Origin of the sequence: Streptomyces sp. GS7 (assembly GCF_009834125.1) — a bacterium.
GTDB lineage: Bacteria > Actinomycetota > Actinomycetes > Streptomycetales > Streptomycetaceae > Streptomyces.
Genome location: NZ_CP047146.1, coordinates 7,585,095 through 7,610,185 on the forward strand (window position 1 = coordinate 7,585,095; position 25,091 = coordinate 7,610,185).

Annotated in this window: 21 protein-coding genes; 11 read left to right on the plus strand and 10 right to left on the minus strand. The window is 73.0% G+C overall.

What is annotated here, in order from left to right:
* The first annotated feature begins 45 nt into the window (after positions 1–45).
* Together GR130_RS32855 and GR130_RS32860 are read left to right on the plus strand one after the other, a co-directional pair.
* Complete coding sequence (locus GR130_RS32855) at positions 46–786, plus strand: TetR/AcrR family transcriptional regulator (protein WP_201305065.1); 741 nt, start codon at positions 46–48, stop codon at positions 784–786.
* 84 nt (positions 787–870) lie between these two features.
* Entirely contained in the window at positions 871–1,134 is a 264-nt protein-coding gene (locus tag GR130_RS32860; RefSeq protein WP_159508072.1) for a hypothetical protein, read from the plus strand.
* A 64-nt stretch (positions 1,135–1,198) separates the two neighbouring features.
* On the opposite strand, the gene GR130_RS32865 is transcribed toward GR130_RS32860, so the two are convergent.
* The 5 genes from GR130_RS32865 to GR130_RS32885 all read right to left on the minus strand — a co-directional run bounded on the left by GR130_RS32865 (position 1,199) and on the right by GR130_RS32885 (position 7,008).
* On the minus strand, positions 1,199–2,452 hold the full coding sequence (locus tag GR130_RS32865; RefSeq protein WP_159508073.1) for a styrene monooxygenase/indole monooxygenase family protein: 1,254 nt from the start codon (positions 2,450–2,452) through the stop codon (positions 1,199–1,201).
* 61 nt (positions 2,453–2,513) lie between these two features.
* Positions 2,514–3,131, minus strand: coding sequence for a GTP-binding protein (locus GR130_RS32870; RefSeq protein WP_159508074.1), 618 nt, complete (start codon positions 3,129–3,131; stop codon positions 2,514–2,516).
* A gap of 37 nt (positions 3,132–3,168) precedes the next feature.
* Positions 3,169–3,570 (minus strand): DUF742 domain-containing protein, encoded by a 402-nt coding sequence (locus GR130_RS32875; RefSeq protein WP_159508075.1) that lies wholly within the window; start codon positions 3,568–3,570, stop codon positions 3,169–3,171.
* 73 nt (positions 3,571–3,643) lie between these two features.
* The gene (locus GR130_RS32880; protein WP_159508076.1) at positions 3,644–4,141 is read right to left on the minus strand and encodes a roadblock/LC7 domain-containing protein; all 498 of its coding nucleotides are present in this window, start codon (positions 4,139–4,141) and stop codon (positions 3,644–3,646) included.
* On the minus strand, positions 4,138–7,008 hold the full coding sequence (locus GR130_RS32885; protein ID WP_159508077.1) for a nitrate- and nitrite sensing domain-containing protein: 2,871 nt from the start codon (positions 7,006–7,008) through the stop codon (positions 4,138–4,140). Before GR130_RS32885 ends, GR130_RS32880 begins: the two co-directional genes overlap by 4 nt.
* 622 nt (positions 7,009–7,630) lie before the next feature.
* On the opposite strand from GR130_RS32885, the gene GR130_RS32890 reads away from it, so the two are divergent.
* Positions 7,631–8,476: a protein phosphatase 2C domain-containing protein gene (locus tag GR130_RS32890; protein ID WP_159508078.1), complete on the plus strand. Its 846-nt coding sequence runs from the start codon at positions 7,631–7,633 to the stop codon at positions 8,474–8,476.
* 25 nt (positions 8,477–8,501) lie between these two features.
* On the opposite strand, the gene GR130_RS32895 is transcribed toward GR130_RS32890, so the two are convergent.
* On the minus strand, positions 8,502–9,023 hold the full coding sequence (locus GR130_RS32895; RefSeq protein ID WP_236574050.1) for a MarR family winged helix-turn-helix transcriptional regulator: 522 nt from the start codon (positions 9,021–9,023) through the stop codon (positions 8,502–8,504).
* Positions 9,024–9,343: 320 nt separating this feature from the next.
* Between GR130_RS32895 and GR130_RS32900 the strand changes: the two genes are divergently transcribed.
* Entirely contained in the window at positions 9,344–10,201 is an 858-nt protein-coding gene (locus GR130_RS32900) for a lysozyme (protein ID WP_159508079.1), read from the plus strand.
* 54 nt (positions 10,202–10,255) lie between these two features.
* On the opposite strand, the gene lon is transcribed toward GR130_RS32900, so the two are convergent.
* The 3 genes from lon to GR130_RS32915 form a co-directional block, all read right to left on the minus strand.
* Positions 10,256–12,682 carry an endopeptidase La gene (gene lon, locus GR130_RS32905; protein ID WP_159508080.1) on the minus strand — a complete coding sequence of 809 codons (2,427 nt, stop codon included), beginning with the start codon at positions 12,680–12,682 and terminating at the stop codon, positions 10,256–10,258.
* 182 nt (positions 12,683–12,864) lie between these two features.
* Positions 12,865–13,725, minus strand: a complete 861-nt coding sequence (locus tag GR130_RS32910; RefSeq protein WP_236573768.1) for a pentapeptide repeat-containing protein — start codon at positions 13,723–13,725, stop codon at positions 12,865–12,867.
* A gap of 143 nt (positions 13,726–13,868) precedes the next feature.
* A complete protein-coding gene (locus GR130_RS32915; RefSeq protein ID WP_159508082.1) occupies positions 13,869–14,741 on the minus strand; it encodes a rhomboid-like protein in 873 nt (290 codons plus the stop codon).
* 241 nt (positions 14,742–14,982) lie between these two features.
* Between GR130_RS32915 and GR130_RS32920 the strand changes: the two genes are divergently transcribed.
* The 4 genes from GR130_RS32920 (at position 14,983) to GR130_RS32935 (ending at position 21,770) form a co-directional block, all read left to right on the plus strand.
* Positions 14,983–15,744 (plus strand): spermidine synthase, encoded by a 762-nt coding sequence (locus GR130_RS32920; RefSeq protein WP_159508083.1) that lies wholly within the window; start codon positions 14,983–14,985, stop codon positions 15,742–15,744.
* A gap of 83 nt (positions 15,745–15,827) precedes the next feature.
* Complete coding sequence (locus GR130_RS32925) at positions 15,828–16,568, plus strand: response regulator transcription factor (RefSeq protein WP_018536131.1); 741 nt, start codon at positions 15,828–15,830, stop codon at positions 16,566–16,568.
* Entirely contained in the window at positions 16,565–17,698 is a 1,134-nt protein-coding gene (locus GR130_RS32930) for a sensor histidine kinase (RefSeq protein ID WP_159508084.1), read from the plus strand. The genes GR130_RS32925 and GR130_RS32930 overlap by 4 nt, the downstream gene beginning before the upstream one ends.
* A 238-nt stretch (positions 17,699–17,936) precedes the next feature.
* Positions 17,937–21,770 (plus strand): multifunctional oxoglutarate decarboxylase/oxoglutarate dehydrogenase thiamine pyrophosphate-binding subunit/dihydrolipoyllysine-residue succinyltransferase subunit, encoded by a 3,834-nt coding sequence (locus tag GR130_RS32935; RefSeq protein WP_159508085.1) that lies wholly within the window; start codon positions 17,937–17,939, stop codon positions 21,768–21,770.
* Between the two features lie 129 nt (positions 21,771–21,899).
* Here the strand turns inward: GR130_RS32935 and GR130_RS32940 are convergent, their stop codons facing one another.
* Positions 21,900–22,355: a CU044_2847 family protein gene (locus GR130_RS32940; RefSeq protein ID WP_159508086.1), complete on the minus strand. Its 456-nt coding sequence runs from the start codon at positions 22,353–22,355 to the stop codon at positions 21,900–21,902.
* A 151-nt stretch (positions 22,356–22,506) separates the two neighbouring features.
* On the opposite strand from GR130_RS32940, the gene GR130_RS32945 reads away from it, so the two are divergent.
* The 3 genes from GR130_RS32945 (at position 22,507) to GR130_RS32955 (ending at position 25,037) form a co-directional block, all read left to right on the plus strand.
* Positions 22,507–22,686 (plus strand): DUF6104 family protein, encoded by a 180-nt coding sequence (locus GR130_RS32945; RefSeq protein WP_030811338.1) that lies wholly within the window; start codon positions 22,507–22,509, stop codon positions 22,684–22,686.
* A gap of 300 nt (positions 22,687–22,986) precedes the next feature.
* Complete coding sequence (locus GR130_RS32950) at positions 22,987–23,913, plus strand: DUF4097 family beta strand repeat-containing protein (RefSeq protein WP_159508087.1); 927 nt, start codon at positions 22,987–22,989, stop codon at positions 23,911–23,913.
* Between the two features lie 2 nt (positions 23,914–23,915).
* The gene (locus GR130_RS32955) at positions 23,916–25,037 is read left to right on the plus strand and encodes a PadR family transcriptional regulator (RefSeq protein ID WP_159508088.1); all 1,122 of its coding nucleotides are present in this window, start codon (positions 23,916–23,918) and stop codon (positions 25,035–25,037) included.
* Positions 25,038–25,091 lie beyond the last annotated feature (54 nt).

Sequence of the window (25,091 nt, forward strand, 5' to 3'; positions counted from 1 at the left end):
GAGCAGCTGTGCGATCCGAAATCCTCTGCGGTTACGCTGCTGTTCATGAACGGCAGCGGCACCGCCCCAGCAGTACCCCGACCCGCCTACCGCAGGCTGAGCGTGGAGCAGCGCCGCAGCCAGCTGCTGGCCGCGGCGCTCGGCCTGTTCGCCCAGCGCGCGCCCGAGGACGTCTCGCTGGACGACGTCGCCACCGCCGCCGAGGTCTCCCGGCCGCTGGTCTACCGCTACTTCCCGGGCGGCAAGCAGCAGTTGTACGAAGCGGCGCGGCGCAGCGCCGCCGACGAGCTGGAGCAGTGCTTCGCGGAGCCGGAGACCGGGCCGCTCACCCAGCGGCTGGGCCATGCGCTGGACCGCTACCTGGCGTTCGTCGACCAGCACGACGCCGGGTTCAGCGCCCTCCTCCAGGGCGGCAGCGTCGTGGAGACCTCCCGGACGTCCGCGATCGTGGACGAGGTGCGGCGCGCCGCCGCCGCGCAGATCCTGCGGCATGTGGGCGAGCCGGAGCCGGGCCCGCGGCTGCGGATGACCGTCCGGATGTGGATCACGGCCGTGGAGGCCGCCTCGCTGATCTGGCTCGACGAGGACAAGCAGCCGCCGCTCGACGAGCTGCGCGACTGGCTGGTGGACCACTTCGTCGCCCTGCTGACGGCGACCGCGGCCCGCGACCCGCAGACCGCGCGGGTGACGGCGGCGGCGCTGCGGAGGGAGACCGCCCAGGGCCCGGCCGGCGATCTGGCGCGCCGCGTCCTGCCTCTCGTCAGCGAGGCCGTACACCTGCTGTGACCTGCGGCTTTATCACACCGGCCGAGGGACGCGCCCGGGCGGGCCACCGCCCCGCCCGGCGCCCCACGGTGTGACACTGGGTCGGTGCGAAGCGAGAACACCCTGTTTGTCGGCGGGCCCCTGGACGGCCGGGTCCTCCCGGTCCTGGTCGGCCCGACCGGCCAGCCGCCGAAGACGTACGAGATCCCGGTGCCGAACGACGACGGCCGCCCGCCGACGCTGCATGTCTACCGCCGGGTCCCCGGCCGGGTGGGGCGCCTCGGCCTGCCGCGCGGCTGGAAGTACGAGTACGACCCGGAGGGCACCGCCGGCGGCGGCCCCAAGTGGCCCTGGACGAAGCGCGGTTGAGCAGAGGCTGAGAACCGGCCGGCGGACCGTCCCCGGGTCCGCCGGCCGGAGTCCGGGCGCGGCGTCAGGCCGTGAGCGAGGCGAGGTAGGCGCCGGTCTTCTCGGGCTCGAAGAAGAAGTTCTCGAAGTCGGACGGGTCGTCGAAGCCGTTGGCGAACCGGTCGGCGACCGGCTGGAGCTGACCGGCCGCGCCGATGAGGTTCAGCACGTGCTCCGGCGGCGGGCCCAGCATCGCGTTGGTCCACTTGGTGACGTGCTGCGCGGTGTTCCAGTAGCGGTCGAAGGTCTCCTGCATCCAAGCCCCGTCGAACGGCTGCTCACCGCGCTCCACGATGGAGGCGAGGTAGGACGCCGCGCACTTGGCGGCCGAGTTGGAGCCCTGGCCGGTGATCGGGTCGTTGGCCACCACGACGTCCGCGACGCCCAGCACCAGACCGCCGGAGGGCAGCTTGCCGACGGGGTTGCGGACGGTCGGGGCGTAGCGGCCGGCCAGCGTGCCGTTGGCGTCGGTCAGTTCGACCCCGGTGGCGCGGGCGTACTCCCAGGGCAGGAACGTCTCCATCAGCTCCAGGGTCTTCGCCAGGTGCTCGCCGGGGTCCTTGATGCCCTGGAACGCGTCCAGCGGGCCACCGGGGATGCCCTCCCAGAAGAGGATGTCGGCGCGGCCCGAGGTCGTCAGGGTCGGCATGACGAACAGCTCGCCGACGCCGGGGACGAGGTTGCAGCGGACCGCCTCGAACTCGGGGTGCTCGGGGCGCGGTCCCAGGCCGTGGACGTAGGAGACCGCGAGCGCCCGCTGCGGGGCGTCGTACGGCGAACGGGCGGCGTCCCGGCCGAACATGGACACCAGCTCGCCCTTGCCGGCCGAGACCAGCGTCAGGTCGTAGCGGCTCGCGAAGAAGTCCAGGTCGGAGACGGCCGCGCCGTGGATGACCAGCTGGCCGCCGCGCTGCGCGAAGGTCTCCATCCAGCCGGCCATCTTGACCCGCTGGTCGACGGACTGGGCGTAGCCGTCGAGCCTGCCGACCCAGTCGATGGCGCGCTGCGAGCCGTCGGGCCCTTCGTGGCTGCCGGGGGCGGCGACCGAGACGCCGAGGCCCTCGATGCGCGGGGCCTGGCTCTCCCAGAAGTTGATCGCCAGGTCGCGCTCGTGCTGGAGGGCGGTGTGGAACATGCACTGCGTCGACATGACCCGGCCGGAGCGGATCTCGTCGGCGGTGCGGTTGGACATGAGGGTGACCTCGTAGCCCTGGGACTGGAGGCCGAGGGCGAGTTGGAGACCGGACTGGCCGGCTCCGACGATGAGTATCTTCCGCATGGCGGGGCTCTTCTCTGCTACTGCTGTTCGGGGGTGAGGGGTGGCGGGGGTGGGGGGCAGGCTATTCGGGCGTGGCCGCCAGCGCGTGGCCGACCAGCGCGAGCAGGGACTCGATCACCGTGGCCCGGCGCCGCGCGTCCATGATCACGACGGGCACCTCGGGCGGTACGGTCAGCGCGTCGCGGACGTCGTCCTCCGCGTACGAGTCGGTCCCCTCGAAGTGGTTGACGGCGACGACGTACGGCAGTCCGCAGCTCTCGAAGTAGTCCAGCGCCGGGAAGCAGTCCTCCAGCCGCCGGGTGTCCGCCATCACGATCGCGCCGATCGCACCGCGCACCAGGTCGTCCCACATGAACCAGAAGCGCTGCTGGCCGGGCGTGCCGAAGAGGTACAGCACCAGGTCCTGGTCGAGGGTGATCCGGCCGAAGTCCATGGCGACCGTGGTGGTGGTCTTCTCGGGGGTCGCGGACAGGTCGTCCGTCTCGGCGCTGGCCTGGGTCATCAGCGCCTCGGTCTGCAGCGGGGTGATCTCCGAGACCGAGCCGACGAAGGTGGTCTTGCCGACGCCGAAGCCGCCCGCCACCACGATCTTGGTGGCGACCGGCGCCCGCGAACGGTCGGTCTGCCAGCTCTGCAGCCCCGCGTCGGCGGCGGTGGCCGCCTGGTCGGACGCTCCCACGGAACCGGCGGGCGAGTTCGATCCGGCCGATATCGTGTCAGAGCCTGTGAAGTCCACTCAGCACCCTTTCGAGCAGCGCGCGGTCGGGCCGGCCGGTGCCGTGCCCGGTGCCGTAGACGCGAATCTTTCCCTGGTCGGCGAGGTCGCTGAGCAGGACGCGGACCACACCCAGCGGCATCTTGAGCAGCGCGGAGATCTCCGCGACCGAGCGCATCCGGCGGCACAGCTCGACGATCGCCCGCATCTCGGGCATCACGCGGTCCGCCCAGCCGCCCGAGGTGAGCTCGCGGCGCTCCTCGGGCGCGTCCAGCGCGGCCACGAACGTCTCGACGAGCAGCACATGGCCGAACCGCGTCCGGCCTCCGGTGAGCGAGTACGGGCGGACCCGCGCGGGTTTGCGGTCCGCGCCGCGCACCGGGAGTTTGGGCGCCTTGGTCATGCCGATCCCCCGCTCCGCTCGGCCCCGCACACGCTCGCCGCGCGGCTCTCGACGGCTCGCTCGCTTCGTTCGCTCACTGGACGTTCTCCATCGACTTGCGCAGTTCGGTGCGGAGTTCGGGGGTCAGGACGTGGCCGGCCCGGCCGACGAACAGCGCCATGTGGTAGGCGATGACGCTCATCTCGCAGTCCGGGGCGGCGTGCACCCCGAGCAGCGAACCGTCGCTGATCGCCATGACGAACAGGCTGCCCTCTTCCATCGCGACCATCGTCTGCTTGACGGCCCCGCCGTCCATCAGCTTCGCCGCCCCGGTGGTGAGGCTGCCGAGCCCGGACACGATGGTGGCCAGGTCGGCGCTGGAGCCCTTGGGCCCGTCGCTGTCACCCGGGCGGGCCGGCGGGGCGTCCGCTCTCCCGGGGTCGGAGGACAGCAGCAGCAGGCCGTCGGAGGAGACCACCGCGACCGAGCGGATGCCGGGGACCTCGTCGACCAGGTTGGTCAACAGCCAGTGCAGGTTCCGTGCCTGACTGCTCAGGCCCTGTCCGTGCGCAGTGGGCGCTTGCGCCTTCAATCGGTTGCCTCCTCGACAACGTGGCGTTCTCCCGGGGCCCCCGCTCCGTCGGTGTCCGTCTGTGGGATGGTCTGCTCCGCTGTGCCTTCCGCGATCTCGGCCGCCACATCGCGCCGGCCGTCCCGCGCCCCCTGCTGGAATCCGCCGAGCCGGCGGCGCAGCGCCTCGGCATGGGACGTTCCGGTCCTGCGCGGCGCGGCGGGCGCCTGCTGCTGCGCCACGACCTTGGGGGTGCGCTTGGGCAGCCCGGTCGCGGTGGTCCGGCGCGGTGCCGGAGCCGGTGCCTCCGGGGCCGCGCTCCGCTCCGGCGCCGCCGTGGGCGCCGGGCCGGGCTCCGGACGGCTGTGCCGGTCCGGGCCGATGGCGTAGGGGCCGGGGACCGCGTCCGGGGCGGCCTCGGCCGGGGCGGCGGGCGCCGGGGCGGCGGGCCGGCCCTTGCCGGGCGCCGGGGTGCCGTCGGCCGGGGACACGGTGTCCTCGGTGCGGGTGTGCTCGCCGGCGGTACCGCCGGTGCCCGCGGGCGCGGCCGTGGCGTACGGACCGGACGACCGCGGGCCGTACGGGCTCGGCTCGGGCCCTTCGGCGGCGGGCGCGGTCTCCGGGGCGGCGGGCGGTACGGCGGCGGCCGGGCGGGCCCGCTCCGGCTCGGCCGGGGTGCCGAGCCCGGCCGCGTCGATGGCGCGCTCCGCCGCGGCCACGAACGGGTCCTCGGCGGCGGCCGGTTCGGCGGTTTCCACCGGCGCCGGCTGCGGGGCGTCCTGGGCGGCGGGCTCCTCGGCCGGCGCGGGATCCAGCCGGTTCAGCCGCGTCTGGAGGGTGTTGGAGTTCGCCTCCGCGACCGAGCCCGGCAGGCTCGGCGCGGTCCCGGCGCCGCCCTGTCCGGGCACGACGGTCCCGGGCGCCGGACGCGTGGGCAGGATCGAGCCGGGCAGCACGACGACGGCGGCGATCCCGCCCTGCTCCTGGGCGCGCAGCTGGACCCGTACGCCGTGCCGGGCGGCCAGCCGCACCACCACGTACAGGCCCAGGCCCAGCGCCCCGTCGACGGTCTCGGAGGTCGCGGCGGCCTCGGCGGCCTCGCGCTCCGAGAGGCGCTCGTTGAGCTCCGCCAGCCGGTCGGCGGTCATCCCTATGCCCTCGTCCTGGACCGAGAGCATCAGCTCACCGCTCTCCAGGAGCCAGCCGGACAGCTCGACTTGGGCGTCCGGCGGCGAGAACGCGGTGGCGTTCTCCAGGAGTTCGGCGACCAGGTGGCTGACGTCGTCGGCGGCGAACCCGGCGAGCTGCGAGTGCGGCGGCAGCGACCCGATGCGCACCCGCTCGTACCGCTCGATCTCGCTGACCGCGGCCCGCAGCACGTCCAGCAGCGGGACCGGCCCGGGGTGGTTGCCGCCGTGCTGCTCGGCGCCCGCCAGGACCAGCAGGTTCTCGCTGTTGCGGCGCATCCGCGCGGCGAAGTGGTCCAGCTTGAAGAGGGTTTCCAGCCGCTCCGGGTCCTGCTCGCTCTCCTCCAGCGACTCGATGACCCCGAGCTGGCGCTCGACCAGGCCGAGGGTGCGCAGCGCGAGGTTGACGAACCGGCCGTGCACGCCCGTGCGCAGCGCGGCCAGCCGCTCCTGGAGGTCGGCGACCTCCTCCTTGAGGGTCTCCGCCTGCTCCTGGAGCACCTCGCCCTGGGCCACCAGCCGCTGCCGGCCGCCGACCAGCCGCTTGCGCTCGCCCTCCAGTTCGGCGGTGCGCCGGGCCGACTCGGCGACCTGCGCGTGCAGCGCGTTGACGGAGCGTACGGCGGCGGCGAACTCGTCGTTGCGGCCCTTGTAGTTGACGGGCTCCTCGTGCGCGGGGTCCGCGGCCACCCGGCCGGCGCCGAGCCGCAGCGCGGCCAGCGGCTGGGTCATCGTGCGGGCGGCCCAGACGCCGGCACCGACGGCCAGCAGCAGGCAGGCGCCGGCCAGCGCGATGCGGATCTCCAGCTGGTCCACGTCGCCGTCGCGCAGGGTGCCCAGGCGCTGGACGTCGGCGGCGGCCATCGCGGACTCGGTGCCCCGCATCAGCCCGATCCGGGCGGTGAGCGCGGACTGCACCCGGCTCCGGCTCAGCGCGATGGCGGCGGGGTCCAGATAGGGATGGTCGGTCAGCTGGGTCAGATAGCGCTCGGCGCCGTCGACGTCGGGGCCGTTGACGGTGCGCTGGTAGCGGTCCCGGCCACCCTGGCTCGCGGCCTGGTTGAAGTCGTCCAGCGCGCCCTGCTCGCGGATGTGGGCGACCTGGGCGGCGGCGGTCAGCCGGGGCTGCGCACCGCCCGCCTTGAGCCCGGCCATCAGCAGCGCGCGGGTACTGGCCGCCTGGTCGGCGGCCCGGCCGAGGGCGGGCAGCGCGCGGGTGTCGGCGTCCGCGGGGTCGGCCCGGCCGGGCAGCCCACGGGCGATGTCGTCGCTGATCGCGCCGAGCGCCTGGACGACCTGGCTGTAGGCGTCGTGGACCTGGTCGGCGGTGGCGGGCCCGGCGAGGGCCTTCTGGCGGGTCTGCGGCAGCTCCTTGAGGAGCTTGTCGGCGGCCGCGAACGCGGTGGTGGCGCCGGCCGAGCCCTGGGCGTCGGAGCGCAGCTCGCCGATCTGCCGGTCCACTTGGGCGCGCTGGGAGGAGGTGGGGGCCGCGCTGAGGTTGCTGCCGGTGCGCCCGGCGGCCACGTACGCGGTCATCGCGTCGCGCTCGTCGGCGAGGGAGTGCGCCAGGGTGATGGCGTGCGCGTTGAGCTGGGCCAGATCGACCAGTTGCTGGCTGGTGTCGGCGTTGTCGGCGACGGTCGCCAGGCCGGGGGCGCCGGCTCCGAGGACGGCGACGGCGACCACCGCGACGGCTCCCATGAGCCGGTTGCGCACCCGCGCGGGGCGCCGTTCCGTACCGTTCGCGCCACTGCCCGTCGCGCCGGGAGCCGTACCCGGTACCGAGACCGGACCGGCCGGTGATCCCGGCTTCCCTGCGCCGCCCCGAAGCCGCATCTTCCGCACCGCTGCTCGCATTCCTGTCTCGCCTGCCCACGCCGTGCCGGCGTCGCGGACCCGGCTCGCTCCCCGTTCGCGGGGCGGACCTGCGCGAAAACCGCGGCAGTGCACACAATTCCGCGAAGGGGAACAGCCCGGCTGTGCGCGTCGCGACGAACGTCCTGGCCCACCCCATTTGATCCGGGAAATGACCATTCCATCGGCGCCGCGCAGTGGCTCGGCAACACATGCCCGGCCACCTGAACGAGTGAACATCAAACGGAGTTTGACCATCAACTTCCGCGCGGTACCAATTCTGGCCGCAACCTCGGGCAACCCCCGGACGGGTTTGGAGATGCGTGCCGGTCCTGGAAGGATGCGCGCCCGCAGCCGGACGCCCCTCCCGCCCGACCCGACGGCACCCCGCTGACCTGGCCCTACGCCACCACCGCGGACAACGCCCGGGCACCGTCGCGATCCGGACACCTCCGGCAGACTTTCCGCCATGCGCATCGAACTCGCGACAGAGCCGGGCGACCCCCAACGCCCAAACGAGGACTACGCGTCCGTCGCCCTGCCCGCCTCCGGCCAGGGCGGCGTCCTGATCCTGCTGGACGGTGTGACACCGCCCGAAGGGGACTACGGGTGCGTCCATTCCGTGCCGTGGTTCACCGCGCGGCTCGGCGGCGCGATGCTCGAACTGTCGGTTTCACACCGGGATATGACGCTCACTGAGGTGCTCGCCGCCGCCATCTCCAGGACGGCCGAGAATCATCGGGACGCCTGTGACCTTTCTCACCCCCGCACTCCGCAGGCAACGGTGGTCGCCGCGCGCTGGTCCGACCGCACCGTCGACCACCTGGTGCTCTCCGATTCCGTCCTGCTTCTGGAGAAGGCGGACGGCTCGGTGCATCCCGTACAGGACACCCGGCTCGGTGAACTCCCGCCCGCGGTCCGCGAACAGCGCGCCGCCGTACGGGCCCTGCCGCGCGGCTCCGCCGAACGCGCCGCCGCGGCCGGTGCCTACGTCCGCGCGGTCGAGGCGCTGCGCAACGCCGAGGGCGGCTTCTTCACCGCCGCCGCCGACCCGGCCGTCGCCGCCCGCGCGGTCACCGGCAGCACCCCGCGCGCGCAGCTGCGCTCGCTGACCGCGCTCAGCGACGGCGCGAGCCGCTGGGTCGAGGTCTTCCGGGAGGGCTCCTGGGCGGATTGCGTGGCGCTGGTGGTCACGTCCGGCCCGCAGGCGCTGATCGACCGGGTACGGGCGGCCGAGGCCGCCGACCCGGAGGGCGCCGCGCACCCCCGGGGGAAGGCCCGGGACGATGCGGCGGTGGTCCACGTGGCCCCGTGACCGGGCCGCGGCCGGGCGGCCACGGCTACCGGCATCGCCCCCGGCCGCCCTCCCCGGGCGCGCCCTCCCCTTCCCTCTCGCGTTCCCCGTCCTGCTCCCCGGGCTCGCCCTCCTGCTCCTGCTCGGCGTTCAGCCGGTGCAGCAGGCGGGCGAGTTCGGCGACCTCGGCGCGGTCCCAGGAGGCCAGCCGGCGGGCATAGCGGGCGCGCCGCGCGGTGCGGACGCGGTCGAAGCGCGCGCGGCCCTCGTCGGTGATCCGCACCAGGACCGCGCGGCCGTCGGCCGGGTCCGGTTCGCGGGCGACCAGCCCGAGCCGCTCCAAGGCGTGCAGCTGGCGGCTTATGGTCGCCTTGCCGACGCCGAAGAAGCCGGCGAGGTCGGTGGCGCGCTGGGCTCCGGCGTCGGCGAGCCGGATCAGCAGGCCGTAGGCGGCCGATTCGAGGTCGGGGTGCACCTCGCGGGACATCTCGCCGGACGAGGCGCGGGCGCGGCGGAGGAATACGGCCAACTCGCGCTCCAGGGCCAGGAATACGTGATCCACGCCCATCGGTTCGCCGTCCGCCGTACCGCCGGCTCCGGTGTTGTGCACGTCAGCGCCCTTTCCCGCGTTTTCCTCTATTTCCCGCAATTCCCGCGTTTCACCGCCTGAAAATTTCTCTCCCGGGCCGCCGAAACCGCAGTTGGGCCAGTATTTCGCAGGATTAGACCAACGGAAGCCCCGCGACCCTCTTTTGTCACGGGGGTCTACGCGCGTACCGTCTGTTCTGGCATGGCCACACCAATCAGTGGTGCCAGTTCCTCCCCCCTCAAGGTCATTTCTCCGCAACGTCACCGCAGCGAGATCCACCGAGATCCACGGAGGCACGTATGCCCGTGCTCAGATCCGGAACCCCCCACCGCCCCGTGCACTCCCTCGCGACCGCGGCCGGGGCCCTCCTGGCGACCGTCGCCCTGCTCCTCGGCCTGCCCGGCACGGCCGGCGCGGCGGCCGGCCGGCACGCCCCCGAACCCACCCACCCCGACCAGGACTGGGCCGGCTCGCAGGTCGCGCGGCACGAGGGCGCCACGACCGGGATCCTGCCGCCGCCCTCGCTCACCGCGTCCGCCGAGGGCGTCGACGTCAGCAGCCACAACGGCAACGTCGCCTGGTCCGCCCTCTGGAACAGCGGCGTCCGGTTCGCCTACGTCAAGGCGACGGAGTCCACCAGCTACACCAGCCCGTACTTCGCGCAGCAGTACAACGGCTCCTACCGCTCCGGCATGATCCGCGGCGCCTACCACTTCGCCACTCCCGACACCTCCGGCGGCGCCGCCCAGGCCGCCTACTTCGTCGCCCACGGCGGCGGCTGGTCCAAGGACGGCAGGACGCTGCCCGGCGCCCTGGACATGGAGTACAACCCCTACGGCGCGACCTGCTACGGGCTCAGCCCGACCGGTCTCGTCGACTGGATGAAGGACTGGTTCGCCACCTACAAGGCGCGCACCGGCCGGGACGCCGTGCTCTACACCTCCACCGGCTGGTGGAAGCAGTGCACCGGCAACTCCGCGGCCTTCGGCCGGATCAACCCGCTGTGGGTGCCGCGCTACGGCTCCTCGGTCGGCGAACTCCCTGCCGGCTGGGGCTTCCACACCATCTGGCAGTACACCTCGACCGGCCCGGCGGTCGGTGACCACAACCGCTTCAACGGGTCGATGGACCGCCTCCGGGCGCTGGCCGACGGGTGAGCGCACGGCGGCCGGCCCGCCCCCGCGAGGGGGCGGGCCGGCCGCCGCGGGCCGTCACGCCGCGAGCGGGACCCCGGGGTCGGCCCCCTGCGCCGCCGGGGTCAGGGCCAGTTCCAGCACCTGCCGGACATCGGCGACCGGGTGCACCTCCAGCGCTTCCAGGATCTCCGCGGGCACATCGTCCAGATCCGGTTCGTTCCGCTTGGGGATGATCACGGTCGTGATGCCCGCCCGGTGAGCCGCCAGCAGCTTCTGCTTGACGCCGCCGATCGGCAGCACCCGCCCGGTGAGCGAGACCTCGCCGGTCATGGCGACGTCCGGCCGCACCTGGCGGCCCGAGAGCAGCGAGGCCAGCGCGGTGGTCATCGTGATGCCCGCGCTGGGGCCGTCCTTGGGGACGGCACCGGCCGGTACGTGCAGATGCACCCCGCGCTCCTTGAGGTCACCGACCGGGAGTTCCAGCTCCGCGCCGTGCGAGCGCAGGAACGACAGCGCGATGTGCGCCGACTCCTTCATCACGTCGCCCAGCTGGCCGGTCAGTTGCAGCCCCGACGCCCCGGTCTCCGGATCCGCCAGCGACGCCTCCACGTAGAGCACGTCGCCGCCGGCGCCGGTGACCGCGAGGCCGGTGACCACACCGGGCACCGCGGTCCGCCGCTCGGCCGGGTCCTGGGCCGCCTCCGGGGTGTGGTGCGGGCGCCCGATCAGCGGGCGCAGCTGCTCCACGCCGACCGTGAACGGCAGCTCCCGCTCGCCCAGTTCGTGCTGGGTCGCCACCTTGCGCAGCAGCCGGGCGACCGACCGCTCCAGATTCCGTACGCCCGCCTCGCGGGTGTACTCGCCCGCCAGCCGGCGCAGCGCCGCGTCCTCCAGGGTCACCTCGCCGGGTTCCAGGCCGGCCCGCTCCAGCTGGCGCGGCAGCAGGTGGTCCCGGGCGATGACGACCTTCTCGTCCTCGGTGTAGCCGTCGAGCCGGACCAGCTCCATCCGGTCCAGCAGCGGCTCCGGGATGGACTCCAGGACGTTGGCGGTGGCCAGGAACACCACGTCGGACAGGTCCAGTTCGACCTCCAGGTAGTGGTCCCGGAAGGTGTGGTTCTGCGCCGGGTCCAGCACCTCCAGGAGGGCGGCGGCCGGGTCGCCCCGGTAGTCCGAGCCCACCTTGTCGATCTCGTCGAGGAGGACGACCGGGTTCATCGAACCGGCCTCCTTGACGGCCCGCACGATCCGGCCGGGGAGCGCGCCGACATACGTCCGCCGGTGGCCGCGGATCTCCGCCTCGTCCCGTACGCCGCCGAGCGCGACCCGGACGAACTTCCGCCCCATGGCCCGCGCGACGGATTCACCGAGCGAGGTCTTGCCGACGCCGGGCGGCCCCACGAGAGCCAGCACCGCGCCGCCCCGACGGCCCCCGACGAGTCCCAGCCCGCGCTCCGACCGCCGCTTGCGCACCGCCAGGTACTCGCTGATCCGCTCCTTGACGTCCGCCAGCCCGGAGTGGTCGGCGTCCAGGACCCGCCGGGCGCCGGCGATGTCGTAGGCGTCCTCGGTGCGTTCGTTCCACGGCAGTTCCAGGACGGTGTCCAGCCAGGTGCGGATCCAGGAGCCCTCCGGGCTCTGGTCGCTGGCCCGCTCCAGCTTGTCGACCTCCTTCAGGGCGGCCTTGCGGACCTCCTCCGGCAGGTCGGCGGCCTCGACCCGGGCGCGGTAGTCGCCGCCCTCGTCCTCGGGGTCGCCGTTCAGCTCGGCCAGTTCCCTGCGGACCGCCTCCAGCTGCCGCCGCAGCAGGAACTCCCGCTGCTGCTTGTCGACGCCCTCCTGGACGTCCTTGGCGATGGACTCGGCCACGTCCTGCTCGGCCAGATGGGAGCGCAGCACCTCGGCGGCGTACTTCAGCCGGGCGACCGGGTCGGTGGTCTCCAGCAGCCGGAGCTTCTGCTCGGTGGTCAGGAACGGCAGGTATCCGGAGTTGTCGGCGAGCGTCGGCACGTCGTCGATGCCGGCGACCCGGTCGACGACCTGCCAGGCCCCGCGCTTGCGCAGCCAGCTGGTGGCCAACGCCTTGTATTCCGTGACCAGTTCGGCGACCGCCCCCGGGAGGGGCTCGGGCGCCTTCTCCTCGACGGGGGTCCCCTCCACCCACAGCGCGGCCCCCGGCCCGGTCGTGCCGGAGCCGATCCGCACCCGGCCCACGCCGCGGATCAGCGCCCCGGGGTCGCCGTCGGACAGCCGCCCGACCTGCTCGATCCTCCCCAGCGTGCCGATCGCCGCGTACGTCCCGTCGACCCGGGGCACAAGCAGCACCCTCGGCTTGTTACCCGAAGGCCCCGAAGACGCGGCGGCCTGCGCGGCCTCCACCGCCGCCCGTACGTCGGCGTCGGACAGGTCCAGCGGCACCACCATGCCGGGCAGGACGACCTCGTCATCGAGGGGCAGCACGGGCAGAGTGAGCGATGCGGATGCCGGCGACTCAGCAGTCATGATCTCCCCTTCGGCAAGCAAGTTGAGCTTTATCCACTCAATGCCAGGGCCTCCACGGATGTTCCGGCCGCGCGTTCGCTGTGAGCGATCAACGGGGCAACCGGGTACGGGCGCATGCGCGCAGGGCCCGACCGCGGGGAAGGGGGAGGAAGAAGCAGCGGGGAGAAGGAGAAGAGGACGGGCTACCAGTGGGCGGGGCGGCGCAGCCCCGGCGGCAGCCTGGTGGCCGCGTCGCCACGGGCCGCGTTCACCTGCGCCTGGGTCAGGAAGATGCTGCCCGTCAGATCCGCACCGCGCAGATCGGCGTCCCGCAGATCGGCCCCGATCAGGTCGGCGGTGCGCAGATCGGCGCCCTGGAGGTCGGCGGCGATCAGGTAGGCCCCCCGGAGATCGGCCCCCCGCAGACTCGCGCCCTTGAGCCTGGCTCCCATCAGGTCGGCCCCCCGCCGCTCCTTCTTGCGGCCCGGGACCTGCGCCCGTACGAGTTCGCTGACCCGCAGCAGCAGGGCGTTGACCTCGCCCCGGTGGGCGGCCACGTCCACGCCGGCCAGCTCCTCGGGGCCGCCGAGCGTCAGCCGCTCGGTCGTCTCCTGTACGGCCCGCAGCTCGCGGTGCACCGGACGGGCCGCCGGCAGCGTCAGGGCCTCGGCCACGTACCAGAGCAGCTCGTGCAACTGCCGCATCACGCCGAACGCGTCGAACATCGCCCGCGCGGTCCCCGGCGCCTGCCGCCAGTCCTTCCCCTCGAAGGTGACCTGGGAGACCTTCTGGCCGGCGCCGAAGCACTCGAAGACGGTGCAGCCGGAGAAGCCGCGCTGCCGCAGCTCGGCGTGGATCCCGCAGCGGAAGCCGGCCCCCAGGTTCGGGCAGGGCCGCCCGGCCTCCTTGTCGAGGGCGAAGTCCGCCGAGGCCGCGAACGGCAGTGCCACACAGCACAGCCCGAAGCAGCTGCCGCAGTCGGAGAGCAGCGGGAGCCGAGCGGCGTCCGGGGCCTGCGGAGGGGACGGTTCGCGGTCCTTCGACGGGCGGCGCTCGTGCGACACGGCTCTTCTCTGCTCCTGCGGCCGGCGGGCGCGCTCGGTCGTGGCGCCCGCGAAGGGCACCATTCTCCGCGACGACGCGGCGGTCTCCGTAATGAATTGACGGTCTCCGCGAAGAAGCGGCGGCGCCGGGCGCGCGGGGCGCCTCAGTACGTACGCGGGGTGCGCAGCGCCGGGTGCCCCAGGTCCCCGAGGAGCGGCGCGGGCCCGGCGCGCTGGTCGCGCCAGCGGCGCAGCAGCGGCCAGGCGGCCACGCCCAGGGCGAGCGAGAGCAGATGGCCCCAGTCCGTCATGGGGTCGGCAGAGGTCAGCAGATCGGTGACGCCCATGTAGCCGACGGCGGCCAGCAGGGGCCAGCGCAGCCAGCCGGGCAGCAGGACCGCCAGGGCTCCCGTGCAGGTCATCACGCCGAAGCTGATGCCGTAGTCGAGGCGGTGCAGCGAACTGTCCGGCAGCCCGCCCGCGGCCACGGAGAAGCCGACCGGCATTTCGGTGGCGAGGGTGGCCAGCGCATGTCCGCCGAAGAAGACCGCGGCGGTGCGCGGCCCGCCGATCCGCCGTTCCAGCGCCGTCACCACGACGAGGAAGACCAGGGCGAACGAGGAGCCGAGCCCGCCCGCTATCCACAGGGCGCTGGCGACCAGCACCAGCAGCGGGTCCTGCGCGAGATGGGTCACGTCCGTACTGGAGCCCTGGAGCAGCGAGGCGACCAGGGCGGGGTCGCCGTGGTCGGCGAAGAGCGACGTGGCGACGAGCAGCAGCGCGTAGCCGAAGGTGAAGGGGGTGCCGGTGGGGGTGGGGAGCAGCCGCCAGGGCCGCAGTCCCGTCCACGGGCGGCGGGCGGCGGCGTCCTGCGCCGCACCGCCGGCGGCGTCCGTGGCCGCCGTGGCCGGCACCAGCGCCGCGTCGCCGCGCTGCCGGGGCATGCCCGCGAGGATCACCGGCGTGCCGTCGGCCCGCGGGCCGACGCCCGGCCCGTCATCGACCGGCACACCCCCGGCCGTCTCCAGTGTGCTCACTGCCCAAGGCCCCTTTCTCGCGGACTCCCGCGGTTCCGCCGTTCCCGACGGACCCGCCGCTCCACCGCCCTGCACAACGTCCGCGACCACTGTGCCCGCTCAACCCATGAGCCAGCTGTGTACGTGAGATCCGTCACGGCACTCAACCTTTGTGGAGCACGCGACGTTGCCCGGAACCCTCCCTCCGCCACCATCCGCCCGCCGTTGGACCGGCGCACCCGGCGTTGGCCAAGATGGCCGCATGGATCCCGCCCACCCCTGGCATCCGACCGCCGGCCCCGAGTCGGCCGCACGCACCCTCGACCGCCGTCAGGGCCCGTACGGAGAGGTGGTGTTACGGCAACGGGGCCCGGCCGCCGAGGGCCCCGGAACCCTTGCGGCGCCCGGATCCGACGGGCCCGTCTACGAGATCATCGCCAATGGCTGCTTCCTGATGGACACCTCCGACGGGCGCTCCGAGCGGCTGCTGGTCGACGCCGCGCTGGCCGCGCTCCCGGCCGGTCGCGCGCACCCCGCCGTCCTCATCGGCGGGCTGGGCGTCGGCTTCTCGCTGGCACGGGCCGCCGCCGAACCGCGCTGGGGCCGGATCGCGGTGGCCGAGCGCGAGGCGGCGGTGATCGACTGGCACCGCACGGGTCCGCTCTCGGCCGTCTCGGGGGAGGCGCTGGCCGATCCGCGCACCGAGATCCTGCACACCGACCTGGTGGCGTACCTCCACGACGGCGCGGGCCAACTCCCCTACGACGCACTGTGCCTGGACATCGACAACGGCCCCGACTGGACCGTCACCGAGGACAACGACAGCCTCTACTCCCCCGCCGGACTGGCCGCCTGCCGGGACCGGCTGACGCCCGGCGGAGTGCTCGCCGTGTGGTCGGCGCAGCCGTCCGCGGAGTTCGAACTGGCCCTGCGAAATGCCGGATTCGACGGGGTACGGACGGAAGAGATCCCCGTTGCCCGAGGAGTCCCGGACGTCGTCCATCTGGCGCTCCGGTCCGCGTAGGGTGCGTAGCCGACGGTCACACCATGCCCTTACGCTGCTGCCCAGCAAGACGCGACCACGCAGGGCACATGCAGGGGCGGGCGATGGACCAGACTCAGACAACCCAGGGCGGCACCACCGCGGCCACGCCGGGCGCCCAGCGCCGGGTGCTGGTCGTGGAGGACGATCCGACGATCGTCGAAGCCATCGCGGCCCGGCTGCGCGCCGAGGGCTTCCAGGTGCAGACGGCCACCGACGGCCCGGCCGCGGTGGACACCGCCGAGGCGTGGCAGCCGGATCTGCTCGTCCTCGACGTGATGCTGCCGGGCTTCGACGGCCTGGAGGTGTGCCGCCGGGTGCAGGCACAGCGCCCGGTGCCGGTGATGATGCTCACCGCCCGGGACGACGAGACCGACATGCTCGTCGGCCTCGGGGTCGGCGCCGACGACTACATGACCAAGCCGTTCTCCATGCGGGAGCTGGCCGCCCGGGTGCACGTGCTGCTGCGCCGGGTCGAGCGCGCCGCGCTGGCCGCGCACACCCCGCGCAGCGGCATCCTGCGGCTGGGTGAGCTGGAGATCGACCACGCGCAGCGCCGGGTCCGGGTGCGCGGCACGGACGTGCACCTGACCCCCACCGAGTTCGACCTGCTGGTCTGCCTGGCGAACACCCCGCGCGCGGTGCTCTCCCGCGAGCAGCTGCTCGCCGAGGTCTGGGACTGGGCGGACGCCTCCGGGACGCGTACGGTCGACAGCCACATCAAGGCGCTGCGCCGCAAGATCGGCGCCGAGCGGATCCGCACCGTCCACGGCGTCGGGTACGCCCTGGAGACCCCGCCCGCATGACCCGGCGCTGGCTGACGGGCGTGCGCGGACTGTGGCAGCGGGTCTGGGAGGGGCTGCGGCCCCTCGATCCGTACCGCTCCGTCAAGGCGGCGCTCGGCGCACTGGTCATCGTCTCGGTGATCATCACCACACTCCTGGTGTTCGTCGCGATGCACTCGGCGACAGAGCTGCGGGTGATCACGGTCTTCTCGATCATCGCCTCGCTGCTGATCACCCAGTTCGTGGCGAACAGCCTGACCGCGCCGCTCGGCGAGATGACCGATGTGACCCGGGCGATGGCGCACGGTGACTACACCCGCCGGGTGCGCTCGGACCGCCGCGACGAGTTCGGGGACCTGGCGGACGCCTTCAACCGCATGGCGGCCGACCTGGAGGCGGTGGACACCCACCGCAAGGAACTGGTCGCCAACGTCTCGCACGAGCTGCGCACCCCCATCGCGGCGCTGCGCGCGGTGCTGGAGAACGTCGTCGACGGGGTCTGCGAGCCGGACCCGGAGACCATGCGGACGGCGCTGAAGCAGACCGAGCGGCTGGGCCGGCTGGTGGAGCACCTCCTGGACCTGTCGCGCCTGGACAACGGCGTGGTGCCGCTGCACACCCGCCGCTTCGAGGTCTGGCCGTACCTGTCCGGGGTGCTCAAGGAGGCCAACATGAGCCGCGGCGCCTCCACGCTCTCCGGGCTCTCCGGCCTTGCCGCCTCCGGCACCCATACGCGGACCGACGTCCACCTCCACCTCGACGTGTCGCCCCCGGAGCTGACCGCGTACGCGGACGCCGAGCGGCTCCACCAGGTCGTGGCGAATCTCATCGACAACGCGATCAAGCACAGCCCGCGGCACGGCCGGGTCACGGTGCGCGCGCGGCGCGGCGAGGGGCCGGAGGGCCTGGAGCTGGAGGTGCAGGACGAGGGCCCCGGCATCCCCGCGTCGGAGCGCCACCGGGTCTTCGAGCGGTTCAACCGCGGCGGGCCGGGACCCTCGGGTCCGGGCACCGACGGCGGTACGGGACTGGGCCTGGCGATCGCGCGCTGGGCGGTGGATCTGCACGGCGGGCGCATCGGGGTGGCCGAATCACTCCGCGGTTGCCGGATCCGGGTCACCCTTCCGGGGCTGGAGTCAACCCGGGGCTGACGCCCGCTGACGTAGGGTCGGTGGTGGGAGCACTCGTTCCGGGGGTGCAACGGCGATGGGTGCTACCCGCACGCGGGCAAACCCCGGGTATTTCCCGCCAAGTCATGCCCTGAAACCCTTCGGTGAATGTGACGTGCGCGACGAGTGACCCTCCCGGACTGCACCAAAGGTCACAAGAGGCGTAGCCTTTATTCCCGCTGTCCACCACCTTAGGAAGCGGAAGAGGGCGGTTGCCGCCGTGTCGCTACAGTCCCCCAACAGTGCGAGTGTCTCGACGGACCAAGCGGGGCAGGGGAAGAACCCTGCCGCTGCGTTCGGTCCCAATGAGTGGCTCGTCGACGAGATCTACCAGCAGTACCTCCAGGACCCGAACTCGGTAGACCGAGCCTGGTGGGACTTCTTCGCCGACTACAAGCCGGGCGGCGCCACCGCGCCGAGCCAGCCGGCGGAGGCTGCCGCCCCCGCTCCGGCCCCGGCGGCTCCGGCCGCGCCCGCCGCGCCCGCCGCGGTCGAGCCGAAGCCCGCCGTGCAGGCCGCGGCCCAGCCGGCCACCCCGGCTACGCCTCCCGGTGCGAGCACCGGCTCCACCGGAGCGGCTGACGCCGTGCCCACCCCTGGCGCTCCGGCCCCCGCGCAGGCCGCGCCGGCGAAGGCCGCCCCGGCCAAGCCCACCGCCAAGCAGGTCGCTGACGGCCAGGCCCCCGAGGGCCCGGAGTACGTCACCCTGCGGGGCCCGTCGGCCGCCGTCGCGAAGAACATGAACGCCTCCCTGGAGCTGCCGACGGCCACGTCCGTCCGCGCGGTCCCGGTGAAGCTGCTCTTCGACAACCGCATCGTCATCAACAACCACCTCAAGCGCGCCCGGGGCGGGAAGGTCTCCTTCACCCACCTCATCGGCTACGCGATGGTGCAGGCCCTCAAGGCCATGCCGTCGATGAACAGCCACTTCGCGGAGAAGGACGGCAAGCCCACGCTGGTCAAGCCGGCGCACGTCAACCTCGGCCTGGCCATCGACCTGGTCAAGCCGAACGGCGAGCGCCAGCTGGTCGTCGCGGCCATCAAGAAGGCCGAGACGCTGAGCTTCTTCGAGTTCTGGCAGGCCTACGAGGACATCGTCCGCCGGGCCCGGGACAACAAGCTGACGATGGACGACTTCACCGGGGTCACCGCGTCGCTGACGAACCCCGGCGGCATCGGCACCGTCCACTCGGTGCCCCGCCTGATGCCCGGCCAGTCCATGATCATGGGCGTCGGCTCGATGGACTACCCGGCCGAGTTCCAGGGCACCTCCCAGGACGCCCTGAACAAGCTGGGTGTCGCCAAGGTCATGACGCTGACCAGCACCTACGACCACCGGGTGATCCAGGGCGCCGCCTCCGGCGAGTTCCTGCGGATCATGAACCAGCTGCTGCTCGGCGAGAACGATTTCTTCGACGACATCTTCAAGTCGCTTCGAATCCCGTACGAGCCGGTCCGCTGGCTGCGGGACATCGACGCCTCGCACGACGACGACGTCACCAAGGCCGCCCGGGTCTTCGAGCTGATCCACTCCTACCGGGTCCGCGGCCACGTCATGGCCGACACCGACCCGCTGGAGTACCACCAGCGCAAGCACCCCGACCTCGACATCACCGAGCACGGCCTCACCCTGTGGGACCTGGAGCGCGAGTTCGCGGTCGGCGGCTTCTCCGGCAAGTCCATGATGAAGCTGCGCGACATCCTGGGCGTGCTGCGCGACTCGTACTGCCGCACCACCGGCATCGAGTTCATGCACATCCAGGACCCCAAGCAGCGCAAGTGGATCCAGGACCGGGTCGAGCGCCCGCACAAGTCGCCGGAGCGCGACGAGCAGCTGCGGATCCTGCGCCGGCTGAACTCCGCCGAGGCGTTCGAGACGTTCCTGCAGACCAAGTACGTCGGCCAGAAGCGCTTCTCGCTGGAGGGCGGCGAGTCCGTCATCCCGCTGCTGGACGCGGTCATCGACTCCGCGGCCGAGTCGCGCCTGGACGAGGTCGTCATCGGCATGGCCCACCGCGGCCGGCTCAACGTCCTGGCGAACATCGTCGGCAAGTCGTACGCGCAGATCTTCCGGGAGTTCGAGGGCAACCTCGACCCGAAGTCGATGCACGGCTCCGGCGACGTGAAGTACCACCTGGGCGCCGAGGGCACCTTCACCGGCCTGGACGGCGAGCAGATCACGGTCTCGCTGACCGCCAACCCCTCCCACCTGGAGGCCGTGGACCCGGTCGTCGAGGGTGTCGCCCGCGCCAAGCAGGACATCATCAACAAGGGCGGTACGGACTTCACGGTCCTGCCGATCCAGCTGCACGGTGACGCCGCGTTCGCCGGCCAGGGCGTGGTCGCCGAGACGCTGAACATGTCGCAGCTGCGCGGCTACCGCACCGGCGGCACCGTCCACGTCGTCATCAACAACCAGGTCGGCTTCACCGCCGCGCCGGAGTCCTCGCGCTCCTCCATGTACGCCACGGACGTGGCCCGCATGATCGAGGCGCCGATCTTCCACGTCAACGGTGACGACCCCGAGGCCGTCGTCCGTGTCGCCCGGCTCGCCTTCGAGTTCCGCCAGGCGTTCAACAAGGACGTGGTCATCGACCTCATCTGCTACCGCCGCCGCGGCCACAACGAGTCGGACAACCCGGCCTTCACCCAGCCGTTGATGTACGACCTGATCGACAAGAAGCGCTCGGTGCGCAAGCTCTACACCGAGTCGCTGATCGGCCGGGGCGACATCACCCTCGAAGAGGCGGAGCAGGCGCTCCAGGACTTCCAGGGCCAGCTGGAGAAGGTCTTCACCGAGGTCCGCGACGCCACGACGGCCCCGGTCGCCCCCGAGGTGCCGCAGCCCAAGGCCGAGTTCCCGGTCTTCGTGGACACCGCGATCTCCCAGGAGGTCGTCAAGCGGATCGCCGAGTCCCAGGTCAACATCCCCGAGCGGGTCACCGTCCACCCGCGCCTGCTGCCCCAGCTGCAGCGCCGCGCGGCGATGGTCGAGGACGACGCGATCGACTGGGGCATGGGCGAGACCCTGGCCATCGGTTCGCTGCTGATGGAGGGCACCCCGGTCCGGCTCGCCGGCCAGGACTCCCGCCGCGGCACGTTCGGCCAGCGGCACGCGGTGCTCATCGACCGGCAGACCGGCGACGACTTCACCCCGCTGCTCTACCTGTCCGACGACCAGGCGCGCTACAACGTCTACGACTCGCTGCTGAGCGAGTACGCGGCGATGGGCTTCGAGTACGGCTACTCGCTCGCCCGCCCGGAGTCGCTGGTCATGTGGGAGGCCCAGTTCGGTGACTTCACCAACGGCGCCCAGACCATCGTCGACGAGTTCATCTCCTCGGCGGAGCAGAAGTGGGGCCAGACCTCCGGCGTCACCCTGCTCCTCCCGCACGGCTACGAGGGCCAGGGTCCGGACCACTCCTCGGCCCGGATCGAGCGCTTCCTCCAGCTGTGCGCGCAGAACAACATGACGGTCGCCATGCCGACGCTCCCGTCGAACTACTTCCACCTGCTCCGCTGGCAGGTCCACAACCCGCACCACAAGCCGCTGATCGTCTTCACCCCGAAGTCGATGCTGCGTCTGAAGGCGGCGGCGTCGAAGACGGAAGAGTTCACCACGGGCGGCTTCCGGCCGGTCATCGGCGACAGCACGGTCAGGGCCGAGGACGTCCGCAAGGTCGTCTTCTGCTCCGGCAAGGTCTACTACGACCTGGAGGCGGAGCGCGCCAAGCGCGGTGCGAACGACACGGCGATCGTCCGCATCGAGCGCCTGTACCCGCTTCCCGGCAAGGAGCTGCAGGCGGAGATCGCCAAGTTCCCGAACGCCGAGAAGTACCTCTGGGCGCAGGAGGAGCCGGCGAACCAGGGTGCCTGGCCGTTCCTCGGCCTCAACATGATCGACGCACTGGACCTGGCCGTCGGTGCCGACGTCCCGCACGGTGAGCGCCTGCGCCGGATCTCCCGGCCGCACAGCTCCTCGCCGGCGGTCGGTTCGGCCAAGCGCCACCAGGCCGAGCAGGCCCAGCTGGTGGCCGAGGTGTTCGACGCCTGAGCGGTGCCGCACGGCTGAGGTAGATGCCTGAAGGGCCCGTTCCCACCGAGGTGGGAACGGGCCCTTCACGCTGTGGTGCCGGCACGGAGCGCCGCCTTCTGGGGGTGGAGGTCGGGCGGCGGGCAGGCGTCACACCGGCTGCGGTTCGAAGTCCCAGTACGGGCGCCGGCGGCGCCGGGCGGACAGGGTGTGCGGATGCTCGGCGCCCAGCGTCTCGGCCAGCTGGGAGATCGCCTCCTGCTCCAGCTTCGCCGCCTCCTGGCCGCGGCGCTGAGCGCGCAGGTCCTCGGCGAGCAGCGCGACGGCCTTGCCCGGCTTGGCCGACACCTCGACGCCGAAGGTCACGCTGGTCTCGTGCGGGGCGACCCACTCGGTCGCCTCCCGGACGCTGGCCGCGACCCCGCCGATCACCTCGCGCAGGCCCTCGACCCGGGCGCCGAGCGCGTCCCAGGCCCCGACGTCCTCGAACTCCCCGTCCCAGCCGGCGTCGTCCGGCTCGTCGAGCCCGGCGGCGACCAGCCTGGACACCCGCGCCCAGACCTCCGTGCCGTCCGGCAGCTCGATGCGTTGCGCACGCTCGGGCATCACGGCCTCCTGCTCCCCCTGAGCGGCAATTCCCCATTGCCGCAGGACCGTTGACAGGCGATCAGGCTAACTCCCGGCCGCCTGTGGCGCGAGAGGTCCGTGAGCCTGCCTATCCTGGCCGGAATGTCCCATGACCCCTGGTGGAGAGCACGTGTATTTCACTGACCGCGGCATCGAGGAGCTGGAGAACCGGCGCGGCGAGGAGGAGGTCACCCTCGGCTGGGTGGCCGACCAGCTGCGGACGTTCGTCGACCTCAACCCGGACTTCGAGGTGCCGGTGGAGCGCCTGGCCACCTGGCTGGCCCGGCTCGACGACGAGGACGACGAGTAGGACGCCGGCGGCCCGCGTGTGACGCGACGCCCCCGGGGGCGTCGCGTCACACGCGGGCGGAACGTGTAGCGCGCGCCGGACGCGTAACCACGCGATACGGGTGTCGCGAGTTCCGGACCGGGCCCGTTCGGGCCCGGTCCGCGACGCGGCCAGGGACATTCCGCGGCGCACCCAGGGAAAACGGAGGCGCACAGGGGCGGCGTCAGGGGCGGACCCGCTTGACTCCCGCAGACTGCGATATATCGTGTCTATCGAAGACGCGATATGTTGCGTTGCCCGCCTACCCTGGGGAGGTCAGGAATGTCAGCCCGGAGCGAATGGTCGATCTCCGCACCACGCAAGCTGGAGATCGAGGAGCCCGTCAGCGCGCTGCAGGTGCGGCTGGCCGGCGGCACCGTCAACGTCGTCGGCACCTGTGACGGCAGCCCGGCCCGCCTGGAGATCAGCGAGCTGGACGGCCCGCCGGTGACGGTGTCCTGCACGGACGGCACCCTCTCCATCGGATACGAGGACCTCCCCCTGAAGGGGTTCCTGAAGTACCTCGACCGCAAGGGGTGGCGCCGCGGCGCGGTGGTCTCGGTGGCCGTGCCGGCCGCCACCCGCGTCGAGGTCGCGGTGGTCGGCGCCGCCGCGGTCGTCTCCGGCGTCTCGGGGCCCACGGAGCTGCACGGCGTCAACGGCGAGGGCACCCTCGTCGGCCTGTCCGGCCCGGTGAGGGCCGAGACCGTCACCGGCAACGTCGTGGCGCAGAGCCTGACCGGCGACCTCCGGTTCAACTCCGTCTCGGGGGACCTGACGGTGATCGACGGGACCGGCGGCACAGTGCGCGCCGACACCGTCAGCGGCGACATGGTCATCGACCTGGACCCGGCGGCCGTCACCGACATCAACCTGACGACGGTCTCCGGGGAGATCGCCATCCGGCTGCCCGACCCGGCCGACGCCCGGGTGGAGGCCAACACCGCGAGCGGCGCGGTCGCCAACGCCTTCGACGATCTGCGGGTCAGTGGCCAGTGGGGCGCCAAGAAGATCACCGGCTCGCTGGGCGCCGGCACCGGCCGCCTCAAGGCCACCACCGTCTCCGGGGCGCTCTCCCTGCTGCGCCGCCCCGCCTTCGAGGGGCCCGAGGTCGGCGGCGCGTCCGGCGGCGGCCCGGCCCCCGACCCGTACGACGGCCCCGCACCGTCCGCCCCGTCCACCCCGCCCGCAGAGAAGAAGGTGCTCTGAGCATGCCCCCCGTCTTCGCCCATGGCCGCCTCCGGCTCTACCTCCTCAAGCTGCTGGACGAGGCCCCGCGGCACGGCTACGAGATCATCCGCCTCCTGGAGGAGCGCTTCCAGGGGCTGTACGCCCCCTCCGCCGGCACGGTCTACCCCCGGCTGGCCAAGCTGGAAGCCGAGGGCCTGGTGACGCACGCGACCGAGGGGGGTCGCAAGGTCTACTCGATCACCGGCGCCGGCCGCGCCGAACTCGCCGACCGGGGAGGCGAGTTGGCCGATCTGGAGCTGGAGATCCGGGAGTCGGTCGCGGCGCTCGCCTCGGACATCCGGGAGGACGTCAGCGGCTCGGCGCGCGATCTGCGCCGGGAGATCCGGGAGGCCGCCCAGCAGGCCAGGAAGGGCGACCGCGGGCGACGGGGCGACCGGGGCGCCGGCGAGCGGCCGTTCCCGGAAGCCTCCGACTACTTCGACGGCGCGTTCGGGGACAAGGACTCCTGGCGGCAGGCGAAGGAGGAGTTCCGGCGCGCCAAGGAGGAGTGGAAGGAGCAGGCCCGGCGCGCCAAGGAGGAGAGCCGGCGCGCCAGGCAGGACGCCCAGCGGGCCCGCAAACAGGCCAGGGACGCCCAGGTGTTCGCGCGCGAGGAGATCCAGCGGGTCATCAGGAGCGTGCAGGACAGCACCCAGGGGGCGGTCCGCTCCGGCGACTGGTCGGGCGCGGTGCGCGAGGCGCTGTCCGAGGTGTCCCGCGAGATCGGACGCTACACCGGCGCCCCGTCCGGCCCCGGAGGGACCGGCGAGCACACCGGGCCCGCGGCGGACGAGGTCCGCGTCACGGTCGAGCGGCCGGACCTGTCCAAGGAGCCCCCGGCGACGGCCACGGAGCCGCCGGCCGCCGAGGCCCCGCCCGCCCCGGCGTGGGCGGCCGAGCCCGGCAGCGGCGATCCGGCCCGCGACTTCGACCGGCTGCTGGACCGCTTCCGCGACGACCTGCGGGACGCGGCCCGCGACCACGGCGTCACGGCCGAGCAGCTGCGGGAATCGCGCCGCCGGCTGTCGACCGCCGCCGCGCACATCGGCGCCCTGCTGCGCCGCCCCGAGGAGCACCCCTCGGGCGCGCAGGGCGACGACTAGGGGCTGCAGGGGGGCGGGGGCGGGCCGCACCACCCGCCCCCGCGGTCCCGGCCG